At 70.8% G+C, this 21,502-nt stretch carries 20 protein-coding genes and 1 pseudogene; 9 read left to right on the top strand and 12 right to left on the bottom strand.

What is annotated here, in order from left to right:
- Window positions 1-329: 329 nt before the first annotated feature.
- Window positions 330-971, bottom strand: a complete 642-nt coding sequence (locus ACFYZ8_RS29075) for a DNA-3-methyladenine glycosylase (RefSeq protein WP_359038614.1) — start codon at window positions 969-971, stop codon at window positions 330-332.
- Window positions 972-1,112: 141 nt separating this feature from the next.
- Here ACFYZ8_RS29075 and ACFYZ8_RS29070 point away from each other — a divergent pair, with 141 nt between their 5' ends.
- The 3 genes from ACFYZ8_RS29070 to ACFYZ8_RS29060 all read left to right on the top strand — a co-directional run bounded on the left by ACFYZ8_RS29070 (window position 1,113) and on the right by ACFYZ8_RS29060 (window position 3,137).
- Window positions 1,113-1,895 (top strand): sporulation protein, encoded by a 783-nt coding sequence (locus ACFYZ8_RS29070; RefSeq protein WP_359038612.1) that lies wholly within the window; start codon window positions 1,113-1,115, stop codon window positions 1,893-1,895.
- A 43-nt stretch (window positions 1,896-1,938) separates the two neighbouring features.
- Complete coding sequence (locus tag ACFYZ8_RS29065; RefSeq protein ID WP_388538080.1) at window positions 1,939-2,478, top strand: YbhB/YbcL family Raf kinase inhibitor-like protein; 540 nt, start codon at window positions 1,939-1,941, stop codon at window positions 2,476-2,478.
- Between the two features lie 152 nt (window positions 2,479-2,630).
- Window positions 2,631-3,137, top strand: a complete 507-nt coding sequence (locus tag ACFYZ8_RS29060) for an HNH endonuclease (RefSeq protein WP_120052820.1) — start codon at window positions 2,631-2,633, stop codon at window positions 3,135-3,137.
- Window positions 3,138-3,199: 62 nt separating this feature from the next.
- On the opposite strand, the gene ACFYZ8_RS29055 is transcribed toward ACFYZ8_RS29060, so the two are convergent.
- From ACFYZ8_RS29055 to ACFYZ8_RS29045, 3 genes are all read right to left on the bottom strand, one after another.
- Window positions 3,200-4,135: an SPFH domain-containing protein gene (locus ACFYZ8_RS29055; RefSeq protein ID WP_359038607.1), complete on the bottom strand. Its 936-nt coding sequence runs from the start codon at window positions 4,133-4,135 to the stop codon at window positions 3,200-3,202.
- Window positions 4,136-4,265: 130 nt separating this feature from the next.
- Window positions 4,266-4,697 (bottom strand): NfeD family protein, encoded by a 432-nt coding sequence (locus ACFYZ8_RS29050; RefSeq protein WP_388538078.1) that lies wholly within the window; start codon window positions 4,695-4,697, stop codon window positions 4,266-4,268.
- A 94-nt stretch (window positions 4,698-4,791) separates the two neighbouring features.
- Entirely contained in the window at window positions 4,792-5,589 is a 798-nt protein-coding gene (locus ACFYZ8_RS29045; RefSeq protein WP_030318316.1) for an ABC transporter ATP-binding protein, read from the bottom strand.
- A 139-nt stretch (window positions 5,590-5,728) separates the two neighbouring features.
- On the opposite strand from ACFYZ8_RS29045, the gene ACFYZ8_RS29040 reads away from it, so the two are divergent.
- The gene (locus tag ACFYZ8_RS29040; protein WP_388538076.1) at window positions 5,729-6,517 is read left to right on the top strand and encodes a hypothetical protein; all 789 of its coding nucleotides are present in this window, start codon (window positions 5,729-5,731) and stop codon (window positions 6,515-6,517) included.
- A 215-nt stretch (window positions 6,518-6,732) separates the two neighbouring features.
- On the opposite strand, the gene chpE is transcribed toward ACFYZ8_RS29040, so the two are convergent.
- The 3 genes from chpE to ACFYZ8_RS29025 form a co-directional block, all read right to left on the bottom strand.
- Window positions 6,733-6,978 (bottom strand): chaplin ChpE, encoded by a 246-nt coding sequence (gene chpE, locus ACFYZ8_RS29035; RefSeq protein WP_356112674.1) that lies wholly within the window; start codon window positions 6,976-6,978, stop codon window positions 6,733-6,735.
- A gap of 114 nt (window positions 6,979-7,092) precedes the next feature.
- A complete protein-coding gene (locus ACFYZ8_RS29030) occupies window positions 7,093-7,734 on the bottom strand; it encodes a response regulator (RefSeq protein ID WP_388538074.1) in 642 nt (213 codons plus the stop codon).
- Complete coding sequence (locus tag ACFYZ8_RS29025; protein ID WP_359038598.1) at window positions 7,727-8,872, bottom strand: GAF domain-containing sensor histidine kinase; 1,146 nt, start codon at window positions 8,870-8,872, stop codon at window positions 7,727-7,729. Before ACFYZ8_RS29025 ends, ACFYZ8_RS29030 begins: the two co-directional genes overlap by 8 nt.
- A 186-nt stretch (window positions 8,873-9,058) precedes the next feature.
- Between ACFYZ8_RS29025 and ACFYZ8_RS29020 the strand changes: the two genes are divergently transcribed.
- From ACFYZ8_RS29020 to ACFYZ8_RS29010, 3 genes are all read left to right on the top strand, one after another.
- Window positions 9,059-9,754, top strand: coding sequence for an SDR family NAD(P)-dependent oxidoreductase (locus ACFYZ8_RS29020; RefSeq protein WP_388538072.1), 696 nt, complete (start codon window positions 9,059-9,061; stop codon window positions 9,752-9,754).
- Complete coding sequence (locus ACFYZ8_RS29015; protein ID WP_388538071.1) at window positions 9,751-10,827, top strand: S-adenosylmethionine:tRNA ribosyltransferase-isomerase; 1,077 nt, start codon at window positions 9,751-9,753, stop codon at window positions 10,825-10,827. Before ACFYZ8_RS29020 ends, ACFYZ8_RS29015 begins: the two co-directional genes overlap by 4 nt.
- Before the next feature lie 300 nt (window positions 10,828-11,127).
- Window positions 11,128-11,886 carry a transglycosylase SLT domain-containing protein gene (locus tag ACFYZ8_RS29010; RefSeq protein WP_388538069.1) on the top strand — a complete coding sequence of 253 codons (759 nt, stop codon included), beginning with the start codon at window positions 11,128-11,130 and terminating at the stop codon, window positions 11,884-11,886.
- A 75-nt stretch (window positions 11,887-11,961) separates the two neighbouring features.
- Here the strand turns inward: ACFYZ8_RS29010 and ACFYZ8_RS29005 are convergent, their stop codons facing one another.
- A complete protein-coding gene (locus tag ACFYZ8_RS29005; protein ID WP_388538067.1) occupies window positions 11,962-14,619 on the bottom strand; it encodes an FHA domain-containing protein in 2,658 nt (885 codons plus the stop codon).
- A 157-nt stretch (window positions 14,620-14,776) separates the two neighbouring features.
- On the opposite strand from ACFYZ8_RS29005, the pseudogene ACFYZ8_RS29000 reads away from it, so the two are divergent.
- Together ACFYZ8_RS29000 and serB are read left to right on the top strand one after the other, a co-directional pair.
- Window positions 14,777-17,561: pseudogene (locus ACFYZ8_RS29000) on the top strand (streptophobe family protein).
- A gap of 139 nt (window positions 17,562-17,700) precedes the next feature.
- Window positions 17,701-18,915 (top strand): phosphoserine phosphatase SerB, encoded by a 1,215-nt coding sequence (gene serB / locus ACFYZ8_RS28995; RefSeq protein WP_359038590.1) that lies wholly within the window; start codon window positions 17,701-17,703, stop codon window positions 18,913-18,915.
- Window positions 18,916-19,004: 89 nt separating this feature from the next.
- Here serB and ACFYZ8_RS28990 read toward each other — a convergent pair whose 3' ends face one another.
- The 4 genes from ACFYZ8_RS28990 to ACFYZ8_RS28975 form a co-directional block, all read right to left on the bottom strand.
- Window positions 19,005-19,523 (bottom strand): histidine phosphatase family protein, encoded by a 519-nt coding sequence (locus ACFYZ8_RS28990; RefSeq protein ID WP_359038588.1) that lies wholly within the window; start codon window positions 19,521-19,523, stop codon window positions 19,005-19,007.
- A 65-nt stretch (window positions 19,524-19,588) separates the two neighbouring features.
- Window positions 19,589-19,795, bottom strand: a complete 207-nt coding sequence (locus ACFYZ8_RS28985; protein ID WP_359038586.1) for a hypothetical protein — start codon at window positions 19,793-19,795, stop codon at window positions 19,589-19,591.
- Between the two features lie 176 nt (window positions 19,796-19,971).
- Window positions 19,972-20,088 (bottom strand): SGM_5486 family transporter-associated protein, encoded by a 117-nt coding sequence (locus tag ACFYZ8_RS28980; RefSeq protein ID WP_086023195.1) that lies wholly within the window; start codon window positions 20,086-20,088, stop codon window positions 19,972-19,974.
- Between the two features lie 48 nt (window positions 20,089-20,136).
- On the bottom strand, window positions 20,137-21,483 hold the full coding sequence (locus ACFYZ8_RS28975) for a CynX/NimT family MFS transporter (RefSeq protein ID WP_388538064.1): 1,347 nt from the start codon (window positions 21,481-21,483) through the stop codon (window positions 20,137-20,139).
- Window positions 21,484-21,502: the final 19 nt, after the last annotated feature.

The raw sequence follows: 21,502 nt of genomic DNA, 5'->3' as shown, positions 1-21,502 counted from the left end.
TGAGTTCTCAAGGAACGGACGCTTCCTTTGTACTCACCCTCTCGGGCTTTCCTCCGGGCTTTTCCCTTCGGTCTTGCGTTTCCGACTCTATCAGATCCTTTCGGGCCTGATTCCCTGTCGGCGGGGCCTTTCGACATTCACTACGTTAGCCGATTCCCTCGCCAACTCATAATCGAGTTCCGCGAGTTCGAATTCGGGCATGCAAGCACGCCGAAATCGCCCCCGCTGAGGGGAAGTCGTAGGTAGTGGTTTGGCCGCTCTCGGCTGCTGGCGATCGCCGTAACCGGGTCAAGCGGCTCGGGCCACGTTACGCATCTTCCAAGAGCGAGTCAACTTGAGCGGCGCCTCGGGACGTGCGCCCGATAGGGGCTCACGGTCGGGTCGTTGGCGGCCCAGAACCGCCAGGGGTGCACGCCGCCTTCGCCGGCCACCCCGGTCCGCGGACCGTTGAGTACCTGGTCGGAGGCGACCGGGGTACCGGTGAGCACCCTCAGTGGGGTGTCACCCGGGGCGCACGCGTCCGTGCCGTCCAGGGCCCGGTCCACGCCCAGGGCGGTGGCCAGGCGGGCCGGTCCTTTGGCCAGTTCCTTGTCATTTCGGGCCGAGAGTCGACGTTTGCGCGCCAGTTCGGCTCCTTCGAGGACCTCTCCGGCGCGGAGCAGGACGGCGCTCGCCCGGCCTTCCGGTCCGCACACCAGGTTCATGCAGAACCACATGCCGTACGTGAAGTAGACGTAGACATGCCCCGGCGGACCGAACATCACGTCGTTGCGGGCCGTGCGGCCGCGAAAGGCGTGGGAGCCGGGGTCGTTCGGGCCGTCGTATGCCTCGACCTCAGTGAGGCGCACCGCGATCGGGCCGTCGGGGGTCGTACGGACGAGGGTGCGGCCGAGGAGGTCGGGGGCGACTTCCAGTACAGGGCGGTCGAAGAACTCTCGTGGCAGTGGCGTACGGTCCGGGGGCGTGATCATGGCAAACGAGCGTAGTCCAGACGGGTGTGTGCCAAGGGGTGGTCAAGGGTCCGTCCGCTTGCCAGGGTGAGGGCGCGGAACCGACCACGGCCGGATCGCGTTTGTAGGGATCAGGAATCCGCGCGTTCTAAGAGGAGAGACATGGCGTTCAAGAAGCTGCTCGCGAGCCTGGGGGCCGGTGGGGCTTCGGTGGAGACGGTGCTGACCGAGGTCAATGTCGTCCCCGGTGGTGTCGTCCAGGGCGAGGTGCGGATCCAGGGCGGGTCCGTCGACCAGGAGATCGAGGGGCTGTCGGTCGGGCTCCAGGCCAGGGTCGAGGTCGAGAGCGGCGACCAGGAGTACAAGCAGGACATCGAGTTCACGAAGGTCTCGCTCGGTGGTGCCTTCACGCTTCAGGCGAACGCGGTGCACGCGGTGCCGTTCGGGCTCGAGATCCCCTGGGAGACGCCGATCACGATGATCGACGGCCAGGCGCTGCGCGGCATGAACGTCGGCGTGACGACCGAGCTGGCGATCGCGCGGGCCGTGGACTCCGGTGACCTGGACCCCGTCAACGTGCACCCGCTGCCGGCGCAGAAGGCGATCCTGGACGCCTTCATGCAGCTCGGCTTCCGCTTCAAGAACGCGGACCTGGAGCGTGGCCACATCCGTGGGACGCGTCAGCAGCTGCCGTTCTACCAGGAGATCGAGTTCTTCCCGCCGCAGCAGTACCGCGGGCTCAACCAGGTCGAGTTGAGCTTTGTCGCCGACGGCAACGCGATGGACGTCGTGCTGGAGATGGACAAGAAGCCGGGGCTGTTCAGCGAGGGCAGTGACACCTTCCGGTCCTTCCAGGTGGGTCTGCACGACTACCAGAGGACCGACTGGGCCGCCTATCTCAACCAGTGGCTGTCCGAGGTCGGCAGCAAGCGCAACTGGTTCTAGGCTCGGAACTGCTGATTCCGGTAATCGATCAGGAGGTACCGAGGTGACCGAGCTCAAGCGGCGGCCGCTCCCCCATGACTTCCATCCGCCCGTCCCGTCGTTCACGGTGACGAGCGAGGACGTGCAGGAGGGTGGCACGCTCAAGGACGCTCAGGTCTACGCGGCCGGCAACACCTCTCCGCAGCTGCGCTGGGAGGGCTTCCCGCCGGAGACCAAGAGCTTCGCCGTGACCTGCTACGACCCCGACGCGCCCACGGGCAGCGGGTTCTGGCACTGGGTCGTGTTCGACATTCCGGCCTCGGTGACCGAGCTGCCGGTCGGTGCGGGCAGCGGCACGTTCGAAGGGCTGCCGGCGGGTGCCGTACAGGCGCGGAACGACTACGGGTCGAAGGACTTCGGTGGGGCGGCTCCGCCGCCCGGGGACGGACCGCACCGGTACGTCTTCACCGTGTACGCGGTGGACCAGGAGAAGCTCGGGCCGGATTCCGACGCCTCTCCCGCCTTTGTGGGCTTCAACCTGCGCTTCCACGCGATCGCGCGCGCTCAGCTGATCGGTGAGTACGAGGTGCCCGCCGAAGACTGACGTTCATTGAGCGTTTGCCCGCCTCTGGTCTTGGAATTGATCAGAGGCGGGCACTTTTTATTGCGTTGTCCATCTCGGCGTGCCCGGCCAGAGTTGATCCAAGCCCAAGCCCGCCAGGGGTGGGCCGGTACGCAACGGGAGGTGGGCTGGTCATGCGGGAGACGCTGGTACTGAACGCGAGCTTTGAGCCGCTGTCGACGGTGACGTTGAATCGAGCCGTCGTTCTGGTGCTTCAGGACAAGGCTGTCGTCGAGCAGTCCCACCCCGAACTGCGCATGCGCGGAGCCGCGGTCGACATACCGGCGCCCCGGGTGATCAGGCTGTGCAGGTACGTACGGGTGCCCTTCCGAAGACAAGCTCCGTGGTCCCGGCGGGGTGTTCTGGTGCGTGACCGGCACAGGTGCGCGTACTGCGGGCGGCGGGCGACGACCGTGGACCACGTGGTGCCGCGGTCCCAGGGTGGTCAGGACACCTGGCTGAACACGGTGGCCTCCTGCGCGGAGGACAACCACCGCAAAGCGAACCGGACTCCGGCGGAGGCGGGGATGCCGCTGCTGCGGGAGCCGTTCGAGCCGACTCCGGCGGACGCGATGCTGCTGTCCCTGGGGCACGAGGACTTCTCCGCGCTGCCGGACTGGCTGGCCCGAGAGGCCGCCTAGGCCGTGGCCGGAAGCAGAACTGGGCTCACCTCCGGCGAGGTGAGCCCAGTTCCGTACGCATGTCAGTCGATCTTCGGGGTCTCCCGGCGTTCCGAGCCGGAGTTGCCGCCGTTCGAGCCGCCGCCCATGCCGAAGTTGCCCATCGCTCCGGAGAGGCCCTTGAGGGCGTCGCCGATTTCGCTGGGGACGATCCAGAGCTTGTTGGCGTCGCCCTCGGCGATCTTGGGGAGCATCTGGAGGTACTGGTAGGAGAGGAGCTTCTGGTCCGGGTCGCCGGCGTGGATCGCCTCGAAGACCGTGCGGACGGCCTGGGCTTCGCCTTCCGCGCGCAGGGCGGCCGCCTTGGCCTCGCCCTCGGCGCGCAGGATCTGGGACTGCTTCTCACCCTCGGCCGTGAGGATGGCGGCCTGGCGCGTACCTTCGGCGGTGAGGATCGCGGCGCGCTTGTCCCGGTCGGCGCGCATCTGCTTCTCCATCGAGTCCTGGATGGAGGTGGGCGGTTCGATCGCCTTGAGCTCGACGCGGTTGACGCGGATGCCCCACTTGCCGGTGGCCTCGTCGAGAACGCCGCGCAGGGCCGCGTTGATCTCCTCGCGGGAGGTCAGGGTCCGCTCCAGGTCCATGCCGCCGATGATGTTGCGGAGGGTGGTGACGGTGAGCTGCTCGATCGCCTGGATGTAGCTGGCGACCTCGTAGGTCGCGGCGCGGGCGTCGGTGACCTGGTAATAGATGACCGTGTCGATGTTGACGACCAGGTTGTCCTGGGTGATCACCGGCTGGGGCGGGAACGGCACGACCTGTTCACGCAGGTCGATGCGGTTGCGGATGGTGTCTATGAACGGGACGACGATGTTCAGTCCCGCGTTGAGTGTCCGCGTGTAGCGGCCGAAGCGCTCCACGATGGCCGCACTGGCCTGTGGGATGACCTGGATCGTCTTGATCAGGGCGATGAAGACCAACACCACCAGGATGATCAAGACGATGATGACCGGTTCCATCGTGCTCCCCGTGCCCTTCTCCGCCTCGGCGTTTTCGGAAGATCTTATGGTTGTTGAAGATCTTGCTGGTCGAGTCTGACAGACCGTCGTGCAACTCGTGGTGCGTTCGGTTCAGTTGCATCCTGCGAGGTCACATGATGATCGCCGTGGCTCCTTCGATGTCCACGACATCCACTTCCTGGCCCACGTCGTAGGCACGGCCGGTGTCGAGGGCGCGGGCCGACCAGACCTCTCCGGCGAGCTTGATCCGGCCGCCCGCGCTGTCGACGCGCTCCAGGACGACGGCCTGTTTGCCCTTCAACGCGTCGACTCCTGTGACGAGTTGGGGCCGCTGGGAGCTGTGCCGGTTCGCGATGGGCCGTACGACGGCGATGAGGGCCACCGAGACGGCGACGAAGACGAGCACCTGGACGACGACGTCACCACCGAGGCCGGCCGAGACCGCTGCCGCGACGGCGCCGACCGCGAGCATGCCGAACTCGGGCATCGCGGTCACCACGAGCGGGATTCCGAGCGCTGCCGCGCCGACGAGCCACCACACCCATGCGTCGATGTCGTTCACATGGTCATGGTAGGTCCGGGGGTACTGCCGCCGACAGGGCGCGATGGAGCGTGGACGGGCTTCTTACCCGTGTTTTTGCGGGGACTTCACGTGATCACGACAGAGGCAGGCCCTGCGCGGTCCAGCGTTCGCCGACCTGCTCGACGACGAGGGGGAGGCCGAAGCACATGGAGAGGTTGCGGGAGGTGAGTTCGAGCTCCAGGGGGCCCGCGGCGAGGACCTTGCCCTGACGGATCATGAGGACGTGGGTGAAGCCGGGGGCGATCTCCTCGACGTGGTGCGTGACCATGAGCATCGAGGGGGCGATCGGGTCGCGGGCGAGCCGGCCGAGGCGGCGGACCAGGTCCTCGCGGCCGCCGAGGTCGAGGCCGGCGGCGGGCTCGTCGAGGAGGAGGAGCTCGGGGTCGGTCATCAGGGCGCGGGCGATGAGGGTGCGCTTGCGCTCGCCCTCGGAGAGGGTGCCGAACTTGCGGTCCAGGTAGTCGCTCATGCCGAGGCGGTCGAGGAAGGCGCGGGCGCGCTGCTCGTCGATGTCCTCGTACTCCTCCTGCCAGCCGGCGGTCATGCCGTACGCCGCGGTCAGCACGGTCTCCAGGACGGTCTGGCGCTTGGGGAGCTTGTCGGCCATGGCGATGCCGGCCATGCCGATGCGCGGGCGCAGCTCGAAGACGTCGGTGCCGGGCTTGCCGAGGGTCTCGCCGAGGATGGTGGCGGTGCCCTTGCTGGGGTACAGGTAGCTGGAGGCGAGGTTCAGGAGCGTGGTCTTGCCGGCGCCGTTGGGGCCGAGGATGACCCAGCGCTCGCCCTCCTTGACCGACCAGGAGACCTGGTCCACCAGAGCCCGGTCCTCACGGACCACGGATACGTCCTGAAGCTCCAGAACATCGCTCATGAGCGCGTTGTCTCCCCTTGCAGTGTGACGGTGTCGACGTCTCGGCTGTCGCGTGCGCGCTTTTGGGCGCAGCCCTCGAAGAAATCTACGCCACCGGTCGGCTGCTCCCGTCCATCGGTCCGGTCCTTAGGCTGGGGGCATGCTCTCGGAACCGCGCTCTGGACGCCTTGCCGCTTGGGGAAACGGCCTTTTGGCCGGACTTGTCTCGCCGGACGACGCCGTACTGGCGATCGTCGGTGACGATGCCGTGCACCGGGTGGAGGGGCTGCCCGGGGAGACCTCGGCCGTCGGTCTCACGCTGGCGCTCGGGCGGCTGCGGTCGCTCGGGGTCACCGGCCTTCGGGTGGCCCTGCCCGCGCCCGGGCATCCGCTGGGGCTGAGCGGGCCGCCCGAGTTCAACGCGCGGGCGTTGGAGGCGGAGGAGGCGGTGGTCTGCCACGGCGCCGCCCTGGGCCTGGTTCCGGAGGTGTTCGAGGCCGGGCCCTCGGGTGATGTGCATGTCGAGGTGGTGTGGCACGTGCTGCCGGTGCGGGAGGCCCCGCCGGCGGACGTTCCCTCGCTGGGCGAGGCGGAGCGGGAGCTCGCGGAGGCCCTGCGGGAGGCGACGGAGGTGTTGTCGCGGCTGGACGTGGCCGCGTCGGGGCCGGTGGCGGAGGCGGCGCTCGGGGCGTACCGGGCTCGGGCCGAGCGGGGGCGGGAGGTTCTTGCGCCGGGGTATCCGCCTCGCGCGGTGCGGGTGCTGGAGCTGGCTCAGCGGGTGGGGTTGCTGGTGTCGCTGGCGTACGAGAACGGACACGGGGCGGCCGTCACCGCCGGGGAGATGGGAGCGCGGTCCGAGGCGCTGAGGCCGGTGGAGAGGACGGCCCGCAGGGCGCAGGTGGCCGCGTACAACGCGTATGTGGAGGAGCGGGAGCGAGGGGTGCGGTGAGTTGTGCGGTGCGGGTGCGTCGTGGCTGGTCGCGCAGTTCCCCGCGCCCCTGAGTGGGTGCAGCTGAGCGGCGTGTGCCGGCGCCCACGGGCAGCACCAAGGGTCCCTCAAGTCGCCGTTGACTTCAGGGGCTCATTCGCCCGGCAAACGGACCGGCCTCCCGGGTGCGTGACGCATCCGGGAGGCCGAAGTCACTGCCCGCTCGGCGCGGGACGTCAGTGGTTGAGGCCGAGGTTTCCGAAGGCCGGGTTCAGCACGCCGATGACGTTCACGCTGTTGCCCACGGCGTTCACCGGGACGTGCACCGGCGCCTGGACGAGGTTGCCCGAGACGACGCCGGGCGAGCCCACGGCCTTGCCGTCGGCGTGCGCCCCGTCGGTGGCGGAGGCCATACCGGCTCCGGCGGCGATCAGCCCGCCGGCCACCATCGTCACGGCCGCTGCCTTCTTCAGGTTCTTCACTTCTGAGCCCTCCCTAACGATTGCCGCGGCAGTCGCCGCAGCACGCACTGGAGAACGGTGGAGATCCACAGAGGATGCGCCATCCGAGGGACATTCCCACGACAGTATGAAGTCCTATCCGGCCACTCCGTGACGAACCGCCCACAGCGCCGCCTGTGTCCGGTCCGCCAGGTCGAGTTTCATCAGGATGTTCGAGACGTGGGTCTTCACGGTCTTCTCGGAGAGGACCAGCGCGCGGGCGATCTCCCGGTTGGAGCGGCCGTCCGCGATCAGCCCGAGCACCTCGCGCTCCCGCTCGGTGAGCGAACCGCCCCTCCCCTGGCCGGAGTTGTTCTCCTCCTGGGACAACAGGGCGCCCGCGACCTCGGGTTGGAGCAGGATGTGCCCGGCGTGGACGGAGCGGATGGCGCCGGCGAGGGCGTCGGGGTCGACGTCCTTGTAGACGTAGCCGGCGGCGCCCGCGCGCAGGGCCGGGACCACCGTGCGCTGTTCGGTGAAGCTGGTGACGATCAGCACGCGCGCGGGGTTGTGCAGTTCGCGGAGCTTGCGCAGGGCGTCGATGCCGTCCATGCCCGGCATCTTCACGTCCATGAGGACGATGTCGGGCTTCAGTTCCTCCGCGCGCGCGACACCCTCGGCGCCGTCGGCGGCCTCGCCCACGACCTCTATGTCGTCCTGCACTTCGAGGAAGGTGCGCAGTCCCCGGCGGACGACCTGGTGGTCGTCGACGAGCAGGACCCTGATCGCGTCAGCCACCGGGGACCTCCATCTCGATCGTGGTGCCCTTGCCGGGCGCCGATTCCACGGTCAGCTTGCCGCCGACCCCGTTGGTGCGGTCCCGCATGGAGACCAGGCCGAGGTGGCGTCCCGCGCGGCGGACCGCCTGCGGTTCGAAGCCGCTGCCGTCGTCGGTGACCCGCAGGACGGCTCCGCAGCCGCGCCGGTCGAGGGTCACGTCGACATGCTCGGCGCCCGAGTGTCGCAGCGCGTTGTGCAGGGCCTCCTGGGCGACGCGCAGCATGGCCTCCTCCTGGGCGGCGGGCAGGGCGCGGAAGCTGCGGGCGGCGAAGGTCACGCGGGCGGTGTGGGCGCGGTCCAGGACCTGGACGTGGGTGCGCAGGGTGGCGGTCAGGCCGTCCTCGTCCAGGGCGGCGGGGCGCAACTCGACCACGGCGGCGCGCAGTTCGTCGGCGGCCTCGGCGGCGAGCACGGCGACCTGGTGCAGCTCGCCCTTGGCGCGGGACGGGTCGCGGTCGACGAGGGCTGCGGCTGCCTGGGCGGTCAGGCGCAGGGAGAAGAGCTTCTGGCTGACCGCGTCGTGCAGTTCATGGGCCAGGCGGGAGCGCTCCTCGGCGATGGTCAGCTCGCGGCTGCGTTCGTAGAGGCGGGCGTTGGTGAGGGCGATGGCGGCGTGCTGCGCGAGGATCGAGAGCAGTTCCTCGTCCTCCTCGGTGAAGCCGCAACTGCCTTCCGGTTTTGGACAGTTCTTGTTGGCCAGGAACAGGGCGCCGATGACCTCGTCGCCGTCGCGGATCGGCAGGCCCAGGAAGTCGACCAGGTCGGGGTGGGCGGAGGGCCAGCCCTCGAAGCGGGGGTCCTTGCGGACGTCGGCGAGGCGCTCCGGGGTGGCCTCGTGGAGCATCGCGGCGAGGATGCCGTGCTGGCGCGGGAGGGGGCCGATGGCCTTCCACTGCTCGTCGCTGACGCCGTCGACCACGAACTGGGCGAAGCCGCCGTGGTCGTCGGGGACGCCGAGGGCGGCGTACTGCGCGTCGAGCAGCTCGCGGGCGGAGGCGACGATCGTCTTGAGGACGTCGCGCACCTCGAGATGCCTGCTCATGGCCAGCAGCGCGGAGCTCACCGCGGCGAGGCCGGACCGGGGGCCTTGACTCATGACCTCAGCGTACGGGCGGGGTGTGACAGCGCGGATCGGACCTGTGACCGCCTCCGGGTAGGGCGGGGGACCTAGGGCGAAGGGCCTCGCCGCTCTGCGGCCCGCGTCCGAGGCGGCAGGGGCGCTCCCGTTCCTACGTTGGGGGCACGCCCATCAGGAGGCGTGGAGGACGAGGGGACGTGCGACATGCCGGTAGCGATCATCACGGGGGCCTCGAAGGGGCTGGGACGGGCGCTCGCCGAGGCGCTGGCCGCGCGGGGCTGGGACCTGGTGCTCGACGCGAGGGCGGCGGAGGTGCTGAGGGAGTCGGCGGCCGCGCTCGCCGCGCACGGGACCCGGGTGACGGCCCTGCCCGGGGACGTGACGGATCCGGCGCACCGCTCCGAGCTGGTGGCGGCCGCCTGGAAGCTCGGCGGAGTCGACCTGCTGGTGAACAACGCGAGCGCGCTGGGCGCCGAACCGCTGGCGCGTCTTGAGGAGCTGCCCCTGGAGGGGTTGCGCCGCGCGCTGGAGGTGAACGTCGTGGCCGCGCTGGGCCTGGTCCAGGAGGCGCTGCCGCTGCTGCGGGCGGCGGAGGCCGGCACGGTGATCACGGTCAGTTCGGACGCCGCCTCGGAGGCCTACGAGACGTGGGGCGGCTACGGGGCGTCGAAGGCCGCCCTGGACCACCTCGCGGCGGTGCTGGGCGCGGAGGAGCCGGGGCTGCGGGTGTGGGCCGTCGACCCCGGGGACATGGCTACGGACCTGTACGCGGCGGCCGTACCGGACGACACCGGCCCACGGCCCGAGCCGGCGAGCGTGGTACCGGCGTTTCTGCGGCTGCTGGACGAGCGGCCGGCAAGCGGGCGGTACGGGGCCCCGGCGCTGCTGGAGGGGCGATGACGCTCGCGGTACGCGTGCCGGAGGAACTGTCGGCTCGGGTGCCGGCCGAGCAGCGCGGGCCCGGGCTCGACCGGGACGCCGTACGGCTGCTGGTGTCGCGGGGCACCGAGGTGTCGCACCACTCGTTCGGGGAGCTTCCGCGGCTGCTGCGGGCCGGGGACCTGCTCGTGGTGAACACCTCCCCCACGCTGGCCGCGGCCGTCGACGGGCGGATCGGGCACGCGCGTGTGGTGGTGCACTTCTCCACGCGCGGGGACGACGGCCGGTGGGCGGTCGAGCTGCGGGATCCCGACGGGAGGGGGACCACGCGCGCGCGTGCGGGCGGGCCCGCGGGGACGCAGGTGCGGCTGCCCGGGGGTGGCCGGCTGGTCCTGGAGGAGGCGGTGAGCGGGCGGCTGTGGTGGGCACGGGTGCGCGGCGGGGAGGTGGCCGGGCTGCTGCGGGAGCACGGGCGGCCGATTCGGTACGCCTACACGGAGCGGGACCAGCCGTTGTCCGTCTACCAGACGGTGTTCGCGCTGCCGTCCGGCGACGGGTCGGGCAGTGCGGAGATGCCCAGTGCGGCGCGGCCCTTCACCGCGCGGCTGGTGGCGGAGCTGGTGAGCCGGGGCGTGCGGTTCGCCCCCGTCACGCTGCACACCGGGGTGGCCTCGGCGGAGGCGCACGAGCCGCCGTATCCGGAGCGGTTCTCGGTGCCGGAGGCCTCCGCGCGGCTGATCAACGGGGTGCGGGCCGGGGTCGGCAGGGTCGTCGCCGTGGGGACGACGGCTGTGCGGGCCGTGGAGTCGGCCGCCGGGGCCGACGGGATCGTACGCGCGCGTGAGGGGTGGACGGATCTCGTCGTGACCCCGGAGCGAGGGGTGCGGGTGGTGGACGGGCTGCTGACGGGGCTGCACGAGCCGCAGGCCTCGCATCTGCTGATGCTGGAGGCGGTCGCGGGGCGGGCGGCGATCGACCGCGGTTACGAAGAGGCGTTGCGCCGGCGGTACCTGTGGCACGAGTTCGGGGACCTGCATCTCCTCCTCCCGGCGGAGGACCCTCACGCAGAGCATTGCGTCAGCAACTGCTGGTGAGGCTGCTGTGGAGACCATGTGAGCCCGCGCATAGGGCGCACATCACGTACGAAGCGAAATAGGAGACAAAGGGTTCCCGCATGAACGGGGCAGACGTTCCAGTCTGTCCCGTTTTGCCCTCCCCCGGTCCACTATCCGGGGTCGTACGTCACACCTTTGCCCGGGTGTTTTGCGGCAGCTAAGAATGGCCAACGTCGCTCAGCGCCGCGGGTTCCCCCCGCGGCGTTTGTGCCGGAAGCACCCGTGTCCCCCGACGGACAGCGAGCGACCTCCGCGCTATCCCGAAGAGGTCATTCCCGCATGCCCAAGAACCCTTTCACCCGTGGTCATAGTCGCGCGCTGACCAAGCGCCACAAGATCGCCGTCGCTGGTGTCGCCACGCTCGGCGCCGCCGCCGTCGCCTTCAGCGCGGTTCCGGGCAACGCGGAGACCACCACGTCCGAGGCGGCCACCTACTCGGCCCCCGTGAAGTACTCCTCCGAGCAGCTCAAGGGCCTCCAGGCGGACGTCAGCGAGCAGCTCGCCGCCAAGGCCCTCCAGGGCAAGGCCGCCGAGGCGAAGGCGAAGGCAGAGGCTGCGGCGAAGGCGAAGGCAAAGGCCAAGGCCGCCGCCGCGAAGAAGAAGGCCGCCGCTGCCGCCGCCGCCAAGAAGGCCGCGCAGGCGCGCAAGGCCAAGGAGGCTGCGAGCCGGGCCGCCCACCGCGCCAAGCTCAAGGCCGCCGCGCCGAAGAAGAGCTACGCCAACAACCTGGACGGCTGGATCAAGGAGTCCCTGGCCATCATGAGGGCCAAGGGCATCCCGGGCAGCTACAACGGTCTGTACCGCAACATCATGCGGGAGTCGTCGGGCAACCCGAACGCGATCAACAACTGGGACATCAACGCCATCAACGGCATCCCCTCGAAGGGGCTGCTCCAGGTCATCCCGCCGACGTTCCAGGCGTACCACGTCGCGGGCACGTCCTGGAACATCTACGACCCGGTGGCCAACATCACCGCCGCGGCGAACTACGCGGCCGACCGGTACGGCTCGATGGACAACGTGAACAGCGCGTACTGAGGTCGCGCGGACCTCTCGTACGCAAAAGGGCGGCACCCCTGTCGGGTGCCGCCCTTCACCGTCGTACGACAGTGATCACTTGCGCATGACCTCGGGTTCGTGGCGGCGCAGGAAGCGGGAGACCAGGAATCCGCAGACGACGCCGATGGCGATGAGGGCGATCATGTTGAGGCCCCAGGTGCTGACGGTGTGGTCCCACAGCGGGTCGGTCGTGTCGCCCGGTTTGACGGGCGGGTTGACCTGGTTGAAGTCCAGGGTGGCGCCCGCGGCGGCGACCGCCCAGCGCGAGGGCATCAGATACGAGAGCTCGTTGACGCCGAGGGTGCCGTGCAGGGGGAACAGGCAACCGGTGAAGACGACCTGGACGATCGCGAACATGACCAGCAGCGGCATGGTCTTCTCGGAGGTCTTCACGAGCGCGGAGATGATCAGCCCGAACATCATCGACGTGAACCCGAGCCCCATGATCGGCAGGCACAGCTCCGCGAGGGTGGCGTTGCCGAGGACCAGCCCCTCCTTCGGCAGTCCGCGGCTGGCGAAGCCGATGAGGCCCACCATCAGCCCCTGCAGGATGGTGATCACGCCCAGGACGACCACCTTGGACATCAGGTACGCCGAGCGGGACAGGCCGGTGGCGCGCTCCCGCTCGTAGATGACCCGTTCCTTGATCAGTTCGCGGACGGAGTTGGCCGCGCCCGCGAAGCAGGCGCCGACCGCGAGGATCAGCAGGACCGTGGTGGCGGTGCTGTTCGGCTCGGGAAGCTTGGTCCTGGGGTCGACCGGCTTGGGCAGCAGGTTGTCGCCGAAGTCGATGAGCAGGCTCACCGAGCCGAGGACGAGCGGCAGGATCACCGTCAGCGCCAGGAAGCCCTTGTCGGACGCGATGACCGAGACATAGCGGCGCACGAGGGTGCCGAACTGGCCCATCCAGCGCTGTGGCTTCGGCGGCTTCATGCCCTGCATCGGAGGCGTCTGTACGGACTGCGGCGCAACGGCGTCTATGTCCGCGGCGTACATCTGGTAGTGCTGCGAGCCCTTCCAGCGGCCGGCCCAGTCGTAGTCGCGGTAGTTCTCGAAGGCGGAGAAGACATCGGCCCAGGTGTCGTAGCCGAAGAAGTTCAGCGCCTCCTCGGGCGGGCCGAAGTAGGCGACCGCGCCGCCCGGGGCCATCACCAGGAGTTTGTCGCACAGGGCCAGCTCGGCCACGGAGTGGGTGACGACGAGGACCGTACGGCCGTCGTCGGCGAGGCCGCGCAGCAGCTGCATGACATCGCGGTCCATGCCCGGGTCGAGGCCGGAGGTCGGCTCGTCGAGGAAGATCAGGGACGGCTTGGTGAGCAGTTCCAGGGCCACCGAGACGCGCTTGCGCTGGCCGCCGGAGAGGGCGGTGACCTTCTTCTCGCGGTGGATGTCGAGCTTCAGCTCGCGCAGTACCTCGTTTATGCGGTGCTCGCGCTCCTCGCCCGTGGTGTCGGCGGGGAAGCGGAGTTTGGCCGCGTACTTGAGGGCCTTCTTGACGGTCAGCTCCTTGTGCAGGATGTCGTCCTGCGGGACCAGACCGATGCGCTGGCGCAGCTCGGCGAACTGCTTGTACAGGTTGCGGTTGTCGTAGAGGACGTCGCCCTGGTTGGCCGGCCGGTAGCCGGTGAGCGCCTTGAGCAGGGTCGACTTGCCGGAACCGGACGGTCCGATGACCGCGATCAGGGACTTCTCCGGGACGCCGAAGGAGACGTCCTTGAGGATCTGCTTGCCGCCGTCGACCGTGACGGTGAGGTGGCGGGCGGAGAAGGAGACCTCGCCGGTGTCGACGAACTCCTCCAGGCGGTCGCCGACGATCCGGAACGTGGAGTGGCCGACGCCGACGATGTCGCTCGGGCCGAGCAGCGTGGAGCCGCCCTTGGGGATCGGCTGGCCGTTGACGTAGGTGCCGTTGTGGGAGCCGAGGTCGCGGATCTCCATACGGCCGTCGGGCATCGAGTGGAACTCGGCGTGGTTGCGGGAGACCTGGAGGTCGGAGACGACCAGGTCGTTCTCCAGGGCACGGCCGATGCGCATGATGCGGCCGATGGTGAACTGGTGGAACGTGGTCGGGCTGCGGTCGCCGTAGACCGGCGGCGCGCCCCCGTCGGCCCCCGCCCCCGCCCCTGCCGCCGCGCCCGGGCCCTGCTGCTGCGGGAACTTCTGCGGCGGCTGGTGGGAGTACGGCTGCGACTGCGGCCGCTGCTGTTGCTGGGGCTGAGGTTGGGGCCAGCCGGACGGCGCGGCCTGCGCCGGCTGCGACGAGGCCGGGTGCGGGGTCTGGTGCGGCGCCTGGTGTGGCGCCTGTTGCGGGCTTTGGTGCGGGCTCTGGTGTGGTGTCTGCTGGGCCCAGCCCGGGTTCGCGCTCTGCGCGGCGTACGGCTGCTGCTCGGGCTGAGGCTGCGCCTGCGCGACCGGGGCCGCGGTGCCGGTCAGGCTCAGCAGCGGGCCGTCGCTCGCGTTGCCGAGGTGGACGGCCGCGCCGGGGCCGAGTTCCGTCCGATGGATCCGCCGGCCGTGCACGAAGGTGCCGTTGGTGCTGCTGTGGTCCTCGATGACCCAACCGCGCCCGTCCCAGCTGATCGTGGCGTGACGCCAGGAGACTCTGGCGTCGTCGAACACGATGTCCCCCTGCGGATCGCGTCCAAGGCGGTACGGCCTGGACGAATCGAGCGTCCAGGTACGTCCGTTCGCTTCCAGTACGAGTTCCGGCACTCCAAGCCCCACTGAGTAGTCCCCCGAATTGCCCCCGTCACAGGGAGTGTAGGGATGTCGAACATCGTCGGGAACTATTTCAGGATCCCCCTCCTGACCGAAAGTCGAGCCCCGAGAACACCACGTTCGCGCGCTTCGGCCGGTTCCGTTGACGGGGTTGAAACCGACCCGGAGAGTGGGTAATCCACGCGAGGGGGACAAGCGCGGTCTCGGCCGTGCCGCGGATCGGGGGGTCTGCCATGAGTGCGTCGATGAACGCGTCGATGAACGCGGAGACCACGAAGCACGGCGCGAGGCTGCCGTGGGGAGACATCCTGCTGTCCGCCATGGCCGCCGTGAGCTGGGCGTTGATCGGGATGGCGGGTACGGCGGCGCTCGGCCTGCATCTGCTGGAGGCCGATTCCGCGGCGTCGCTGGGTCCGATGACGGCGGCGGTTGTGGCCCTTGCGGCGGGTGGTTCGGTGACGCCCTCCGGTGATGTGTCCGCGTTCGGGCTGAAGGGGGCGGAGGCGGCGACCGCCATCGAGATCACGCCACTGGGCGTGAGCCTGGTCGGTGCGGTGCTTTTGTCATGGTTCTTCCTACGGTCCCTGCGGCGGGCCGGCGCGGTGATCGCGCCCTCCGAACTCCTCGCCCGCGCGGGCGCGGTGGTCGTCCTGTTCACGGCGATGATGGGCGGGCTGGCCTGGGCCGGGCACGACGTCATCACCATCGACGGGGGCGCGCTCGGGCTCGACAAGCTGCCCGGCGCGGGCGGGGGCGGCGGTCTCGACATCCCCGGGCTGGGTGACGTCGGGGACATCGGCGGACTGCTGCCGGACCGGATCGGCAACCTCATCGACGCGAAGGCCGCGGTCGGCTTCACGGTGGACACGGCGCCGACGCTGCTCGGCGGGCTGGGCTGGTCGGCCGGGATCCTGCTGGTCGCGCTGCTGGCGTCCCGTCGTACACCGCTGCCGCAAGGCTGGGACGCGGTCCACCGGGTCGTACGGCCGGCCGTGTCCGCCCTCGTCACGGTGCTGCTGATCGCCGTGGCCGCGGGGCTCTCGGCGGCGGCGTACGCGGCGATCGGCGACGACCACCCCAAGCGGATCGCGGGAGCGGCGCTGCTCGGGGCGCCGAACGGGGTGTGGCTGGGCATTCCCGTCGGCCTGTTCGTGCCCTTCGACGGCCGCGCGACGGGGGTACTGACGAACTTCCTCCCGGACCCGCTGGACCGGCTGCTCGACTCGGGCTCCGACCAGTCGGTGTCGCTGGGGCGCCTGGCGGAGCTGGACGGACGGGTGTGGCTGCTGGGCGTGGCGGCGGCGCTGATGATGCTGCTCGCGGGCGTGCTCAGCGCTGTGCGGACGCCGGTGGGGATGCGGGTGGGTTCCGAAGCCGTACGGGATCCGGGGGCCCTTGGTTTCGCGGGCCGGTGCGCGGTGCGGCTGGGGGTCGCTACCGCGCTGGCGTTGCCCTTGCTGGCCTGGCTGACGGAGGTGTCGGTGGACGCCTCGCTGTCGGTACTGGGCTTCGACGCGTTCGGCGCCGGGGTCCGGCTGCGGGGGCAACTCGGCATGGCGGTCCTGCTCGGGGCGCTGTGGGGTGCGGGAGCGGGCGCCGCGGGGGCGCTGCTGGCCCGGGCGACGGGGGCGGCGGGGTCGCGGGCGGCGGGGTTGGCACTGCGTGACTCGGCGGGAGCGGGGGCGGGAACGGTGGGGGCGGTCGGTGATCCGCGGTATGCGGGCGGGGGTGTCGCGTACGAGGGGGGAACTGAGCCGTATCGGGGCGGGGGGTACGGGGGCCCGGCTGGGGGCCATGGGGGTGGGTCTGGGCCGTACGGGGATGGCACGGCGAGGTTGTACGACGGTGGGGCGGGGTCGCATGGGGGCGGGGCGGGGCCGTACGGAGGTGGGGCCGGCCCGTACGAAAGCGGGGCCAGGGCATACGACGGCGACGCCGGGTCCCATGGAGGCGAAGCCGGGGCGTATGACGGTCGGTCCGGGCCGTACGGAGGTGGGAGCGGGGCTTCCGCCGGCGGGGTTGGGCCCTACGGCAGTGGGGCTGGGCCGCACGGAGCGGGGGCCGGGGCGTACGAGGACGGAGTGGGGGCGCGCGATCCCGGCGGCTCTGGGCCTTACGAAGGCGGGTCCGCGGTGCCGGGCACTGGTGGGCCCAGGGCGGACACTGGCCGACCTGGGGTGTACGACGGCGGGTCCGGGCCGTACGAGAGCGGGTCCGGGGCGCGCGCTGGCGCCCCTTGGACGGACGCCGGCCGACCCGGGGGCTACAACGGCCCGTCCGGGCCGTACGAAGGCGAGGCCCGGGCGTCCGCCGGCGGTTCCGGGGCCTACCGAGGCGAGGTGGAACCGCAGGACAGTGGGCGCGAGGCCCATGACGCCCGCTCCGGACCGCACCACGGCGAGGCCGGGCCGTACCCCGGTGGAACCGCACCGCACCACGGCGAGAGCCGGCCGTACCGGCGTGACGCCGGGCGGCCAGACCCGCAGGACGGCGGCTTCATGGCGGACCAGGGCGGGTCCGGGGCCCATGGTCGCGAGGCCGGGGCGTACGGCGGCGGGGTCGGGCCGTATGTGCCCGGTACGCCGTATCGGGCTCCGAACCCGGCGACGAACCCCTATCTGCGGGTGCCCGAGGAGTTGCGGGAGCCGGAGGACACAGGTGGCCCGGCGGAGACGGGCGGCGCGGTGCCGCCCGACGCGGACAGCTCTCGGCCGTCGGACGAGCCGAGGGGGCCGGGCCGGCCGGGTGGTTCGCCTCCGCCCGACCACGTCTACGGCGCCCCCACGATGGCGGCTCCGATCGACCCGCCTCCGCGACGGCCCGGCAGCCGGCGCTCACCCTCCCGTGACGACGGGCCGCAGTCCCCGCCGCCCCCACCGCCCCCTCCTCCTCCGCCTCCTCCGCCGCCGCCCGGGAAGCCGAAGGGACGGCGCTGAGTCTCCACCGCAGCGCACCGCACCGCGGACGTGTCCTGCGCGTAAGGATCTCGCCACCCGCCCGACACCGACTGTTCCGTGTCCGTCAGACGGACCGCGGGAGCAGAAGGCACTGGGTGCCGGATACGGTGGGAACACCATGAGCGCTGAGCAGACCTCGTCCTCCGACGTCCCCACCCTTCTCGTCAAGATCTTCGGGAAGGACAGGCCGGGCATCACGGCCGGCCTCTTCGACACCCTCGCCGCCTACTCCGTCGACGTGGTCGACATCGAGCAGGTCGTCACGCGTGGCCGGATGGTGCTGTGCGCGCTCGTGACCGCGCCGCCCCGGGCGCTGGAGGGCGATCTGCGGGCGACGGTCCACAGCTGGGCCGAGTCGATCAAGATGCAGGCGGAGATCATCTCCGGTCTCGGTGACAACCGGCCGCGAGGGCTGGGCCGCTCCCTGGTCACCGTGCTCGGTCACCCGCTCACCGCGGAGGCCACCGCCGCGATCGCCGCCAAGATCGCCAAGGCGGGCGGCAACATCGACCGTATCTTCCGCCTGGCCAAGTACCCGGTGACGGCCGTCGAGTTCGCGGTGTCCGGCGTGGAGACCGAGCCGCTGCGCACCGCCCTGGTGACGGACGCCGGCAAGCTCGGCGTGGACGTGGCCGTCGTCGCCGCCGGTCTGCACCGCCGGGCCCAGCGGCTGGTCGTCATGGACGTGGACTCCACGCTCATCCAGGACGAGGTGATCGAGCTCTTCGCCGCACACGCCGGCTGCGAGGACGAGGTCGCCGAAGTGACCGCGGCCGCGATGCGCGGCGAGCTGGACTTCGAGCAGTCGCTGCACGCGCGCGTGGCGCTGCTGGAGGGGCTGGACGCCTCGGTCGTGGACAAGGTGCGTTCCGAAGTACGGCTGACGCCGGGCGCGCGCACCCTCATCCGTACGCTGAAGCGGCTCGGTTTCCAAGTGGGTGTCGTCTCGGGCGGGTTCACCCAGGTCACCGATGATCTGCAGGACCGGCTGGGGCTGGACTTCGCGCAGGCCAACACCCTGGAGATCGTCGACGGGAAGCTGACGGGCCGGGTCACCGGGGAGATCGTGGACCGCGCGGGCAAGGCGCGGCTGCTGCGCCGGTTCGCCGCCGAGGCGGGCGTGCCGCTGTCCCAGACGGTGGCGATCGGCGACGGCGCCAACGACCTGGACATGCTGAACGCGGCCGGCCTCGGGGTGGCCTTCAACGCCAAGCCGGTGGTGCGGGAGGCCGCGCACACCGCGGTGAACGTGCCCTTCCTGGACACGGTGCTGTACCTGCTGGGTGTCACCCGCGAAGAGGTCGAGGCGGCGGACGCGCACGAGGAGGACTGACCTCCGACGACGGATCGGCAGGGGCCCGGCACCACCACGGTGCCGGGCCCCTGCCATGTCGCGCGCGAGTGGGGTGGTCGAGGCCGTCGTCAGTCGGCGGGCGCCCAGTAGTCGACGAGGGTGGCCACGCCGGGCTCCAGGGCCTTCCAGGGGCCGCTGAACGACAGGACGGCGAAAGCCGCGGCCGGGAAGCCCCGTCCGGTCATCCGCTGGCGGGCATCCCCCTCGGCGGCACCCGCGAGGACGTCGGCGAGGCCCTGCACCCCCGGGTTGTGGCCGATCAGGACGGCGTTGTGCACGTCGTCGGGGGTTTCGTTGAGAACGGCGATCAGCTCACCGGGAGAGGCCTCGTAGATCCGCTCCTCGTAGACCGTTTTCGGCCGGTGCGGGAACTCCTGCACGGCGAGCTTCCAGGTCTCACGGGTCCGGACGGCGGTGGAGCACAGGGCCAGGTCGAAGGGGATGCCGGAGTCGGCCAGTCTCAGTCCGGCTTCGGCTGCATCTTTCCGGCCCCGGTCGGCGAGCGGCCGCTCATGGTCGGTGACCTGTGGCCAGTCGGCTTTCGCATGCCGGAAAAGGACAATCCTGCGGGGATCTGCGACGCTCATGGGATCCAGCTTCGCATGAAACAGGCCATCGGGCGCAGGGAGTTGACGGGCGGCTTTGCGGGTGCTCAGCGCGCTGTGAGCTGCTGTACGCGCTCCAGGAACTGCGTGACGAGGGGGTCGCCGGAGGCCGCGTGGGCGTCGGCCGGATTGAGGATGAGGGCCAGGAGCACCACGAAGGCGAGCGTCGGCAGCGCGAGGGCCCACCAGGGCAGCCGGATGTCGACGCCGCCCCGGGACGCCGGGTGGGTCGGGGTCTGCGTAGGGGCCGACATGAGTGCCTCCGCGGGTCTTCGAGTCCTCCGTGGTCCGCTCCTCGCGGCCACATCTCGAAGGTACGGAAGCCGACGCCCTCAACCCATCCGGTGATCCACCCAGTTGACCCTGACACTCGCCCCCTAGGGGACAGGGGGGTTAACCCCACCGCCGCGCCGGGGAGCGGGTGGGCGGGTCAGGGCGAGGCGATCGTCGCGATGATCGCGATGATGACGAAGATGGCGAAGAACGAGCCGAAGACCAGCAGCATCTTCTTCTGGCCGTTCTGGGGATTCGGGTCGAGCACTGGCATGCGGCCAGTCTCGCACCCCGGTCTCTTACCAAGGCTGCCGGGGTGACCTCAGCGGGCCGCCTCGTCCTCCACCGTACGGTCGCGGCCCGCCAGCACCCCGACCGCCATCTGCGGGACCATCAGCCCGATCATGAGCGCGATCGGCAGGCCCCAGCCGCCGCTGTGCTGGTAGAGCACCCCGACCAGGAGCGGTCCCGGAATGGAGATCAGATAGCCGGTGCTCTGCGCGAACGCGGACAGCTGGGCCACGCCCGCGCCGGTCCTGGCGCGCATGCCGACCATGGTGAGCGCCAGGGGGAAGGCGCAGTTGGAGACGCCGAGCAGCACGGCCCAGGCCCAGGCGCCGCCGGCGGGGGCGAGGTACAGGCCCGCGTATCCGGCGAGGCCGCAGACGCCGAGCGCGAGCACGATCGGGCCCTGGTGGGGCAGCCGGGTGGCCACGCGCGGGATGACGAAGGCCAGCGGAACGCCCATCACCATGGTGACGGCCAGCAGCAGCCCGGCGGTGCCGGCGGACACGCCCGCGTCCCGGAAGATCTGCGCCATCCAGCCCATGGTGATGTAGGCGGCGGTGGCCTGGAGCCCGAAGAAGACGGCGAGCGCCCAGGCGGTCCGGCTCCGGGTGATCCGCAGCGCGGGCGGCTCCACGCGCGCGTGCACGTGCCGGACCTCCCCCGCGCGCTCCACGCGCGCGGGTACGTGCCGGGACACACCCCGCCGTACAGGCGCGGCCTCCCGCTCCCGTATCAGCGGGATCCACGGCAGTACGGCCGCCGCGGCCAGGCCCGCCCACACCGCCAGCCCGGACTGCCAGCTCCCGCCCAGCGCCTCGGTCACCGGGACGGTCACGGCGGCGGCCGCCGCGGTGCCGAGGGCCAGCGCCATCGAGTACAGGCCGGTCATGGAGCCGACCCGGTCCGGGAACCAGCGCTTGACGATGACCGGCATCAGGACGTTGCTGACGGCGATGCCCATGAGGGTGAGGGCGCTGGCGGCCAGGAAGCCCGCCGTGGAGCCCGTGTACGGCCGTATGAGCAGGCCCGTCGTGATGGCGACCATGCCCGCGCACACCACCGCGCCCGCGCCGAAACGGCGGGCCAGGCGGGGGGCCGTGACGCCGAAGACGGCGAAGCAGAGCGGGGGCACCGAGGTGAGCAGGCCGGCCACGCTGCCGCTCATGCCGAGTCCGTCGCGTACCTCTTCGAGGAGGGCACCCAGGCTGGTGATGGCGGGGCGGAGGTTCAGGGCGGACAGGACGATGCCGACGACGACCAGGCGGACCGCCCACGCGCGCGGGGCGGGCACCGGGGATGCCCCTTCGGGCGGGGTCGCGGAACTGCGTGCGCTCGTGGACTTCACTGTCCGGGTTTCCTCGCTGGCCATGACACCCATCATAGAATCATGGGATGATTGG

Origin of the sequence: Streptomyces sp. NPDC001668 (assembly GCF_042893155.1) — a bacterium.
Classification (GTDB): Bacteria; Actinomycetota; Actinomycetes; order Streptomycetales; family Streptomycetaceae; genus Streptomyces.
The sequence above is the reverse complement of the archived record's forward strand: the minus strand, read 5'-3'. Positions and strand labels throughout refer to the sequence as shown.

Coding starts and splice junctions, on each gene's coding strand:
- ACFYZ8_RS29010 (WP_388538069.1), top strand. CDS start 11,128: ATGCCCAAGAACCCTTTCACCCGTGGTCATAGTCGCGCGCTGACCAAG.
- ACFYZ8_RS29060 (WP_120052820.1), top strand. CDS start 2,631: ATGCGGGAGACGCTGGTACTGAACGCGAGCTTTGAGCCGCTGTCGACG.
- serB (WP_359038590.1), top strand. CDS start 17,701: ATGAGCGCTGAGCAGACCTCGTCCTCCGACGTCCCCACCCTTCTCGTC.
- ACFYZ8_RS28985 (WP_359038586.1), bottom strand. CDS start 19,795: ATGTCGGCCCCTACGCAGACCCCGACCCACCCGGCGTCCCGGGGCGGC.
- ACFYZ8_RS28975 (WP_388538064.1), bottom strand. CDS start 21,483: ATGATGGGTGTCATGGCCAGCGAGGAAACCCGGACAGTGAAGTCCACG.
- ACFYZ8_RS29015 (WP_388538071.1), top strand. CDS start 9,751: ATGACGCTCGCGGTACGCGTGCCGGAGGAACTGTCGGCTCGGGTGCCG.
- ACFYZ8_RS28980 (WP_086023195.1), bottom strand. CDS start 20,088: ATGCCAGTGCTCGACCCGAATCCCCAGAACGGCCAGAAGAAGATGCTG.
- ACFYZ8_RS29040 (WP_388538076.1), top strand. CDS start 5,729: ATGCTCTCGGAACCGCGCTCTGGACGCCTTGCCGCTTGGGGAAACGGC.
- ACFYZ8_RS29020 (WP_388538072.1), top strand. CDS start 9,059: ATGCCGGTAGCGATCATCACGGGGGCCTCGAAGGGGCTGGGACGGGCG.
- ACFYZ8_RS29075 (WP_359038614.1), bottom strand. CDS start 971: ATGATCACGCCCCCGGACCGTACGCCACTGCCACGAGAGTTCTTCGAC.
- ACFYZ8_RS29045 (WP_030318316.1), bottom strand. CDS start 5,589: ATGAGCGATGTTCTGGAGCTTCAGGACGTATCCGTGGTCCGTGAGGAC.
- ACFYZ8_RS29025 (WP_359038598.1), bottom strand. CDS start 8,872: ATGAGTCAAGGCCCCCGGTCCGGCCTCGCCGCGGTGAGCTCCGCGCTG.
- ACFYZ8_RS29055 (WP_359038607.1), bottom strand. CDS start 4,135: ATGGAACCGGTCATCATCGTCTTGATCATCCTGGTGGTGTTGGTCTTC.
- ACFYZ8_RS28990 (WP_359038588.1), bottom strand. CDS start 19,523: ATGAGCGTCGCAGATCCCCGCAGGATTGTCCTTTTCCGGCATGCGAAA.
- ACFYZ8_RS29070 (WP_359038612.1), top strand. CDS start 1,113: ATGGCGTTCAAGAAGCTGCTCGCGAGCCTGGGGGCCGGTGGGGCTTCG.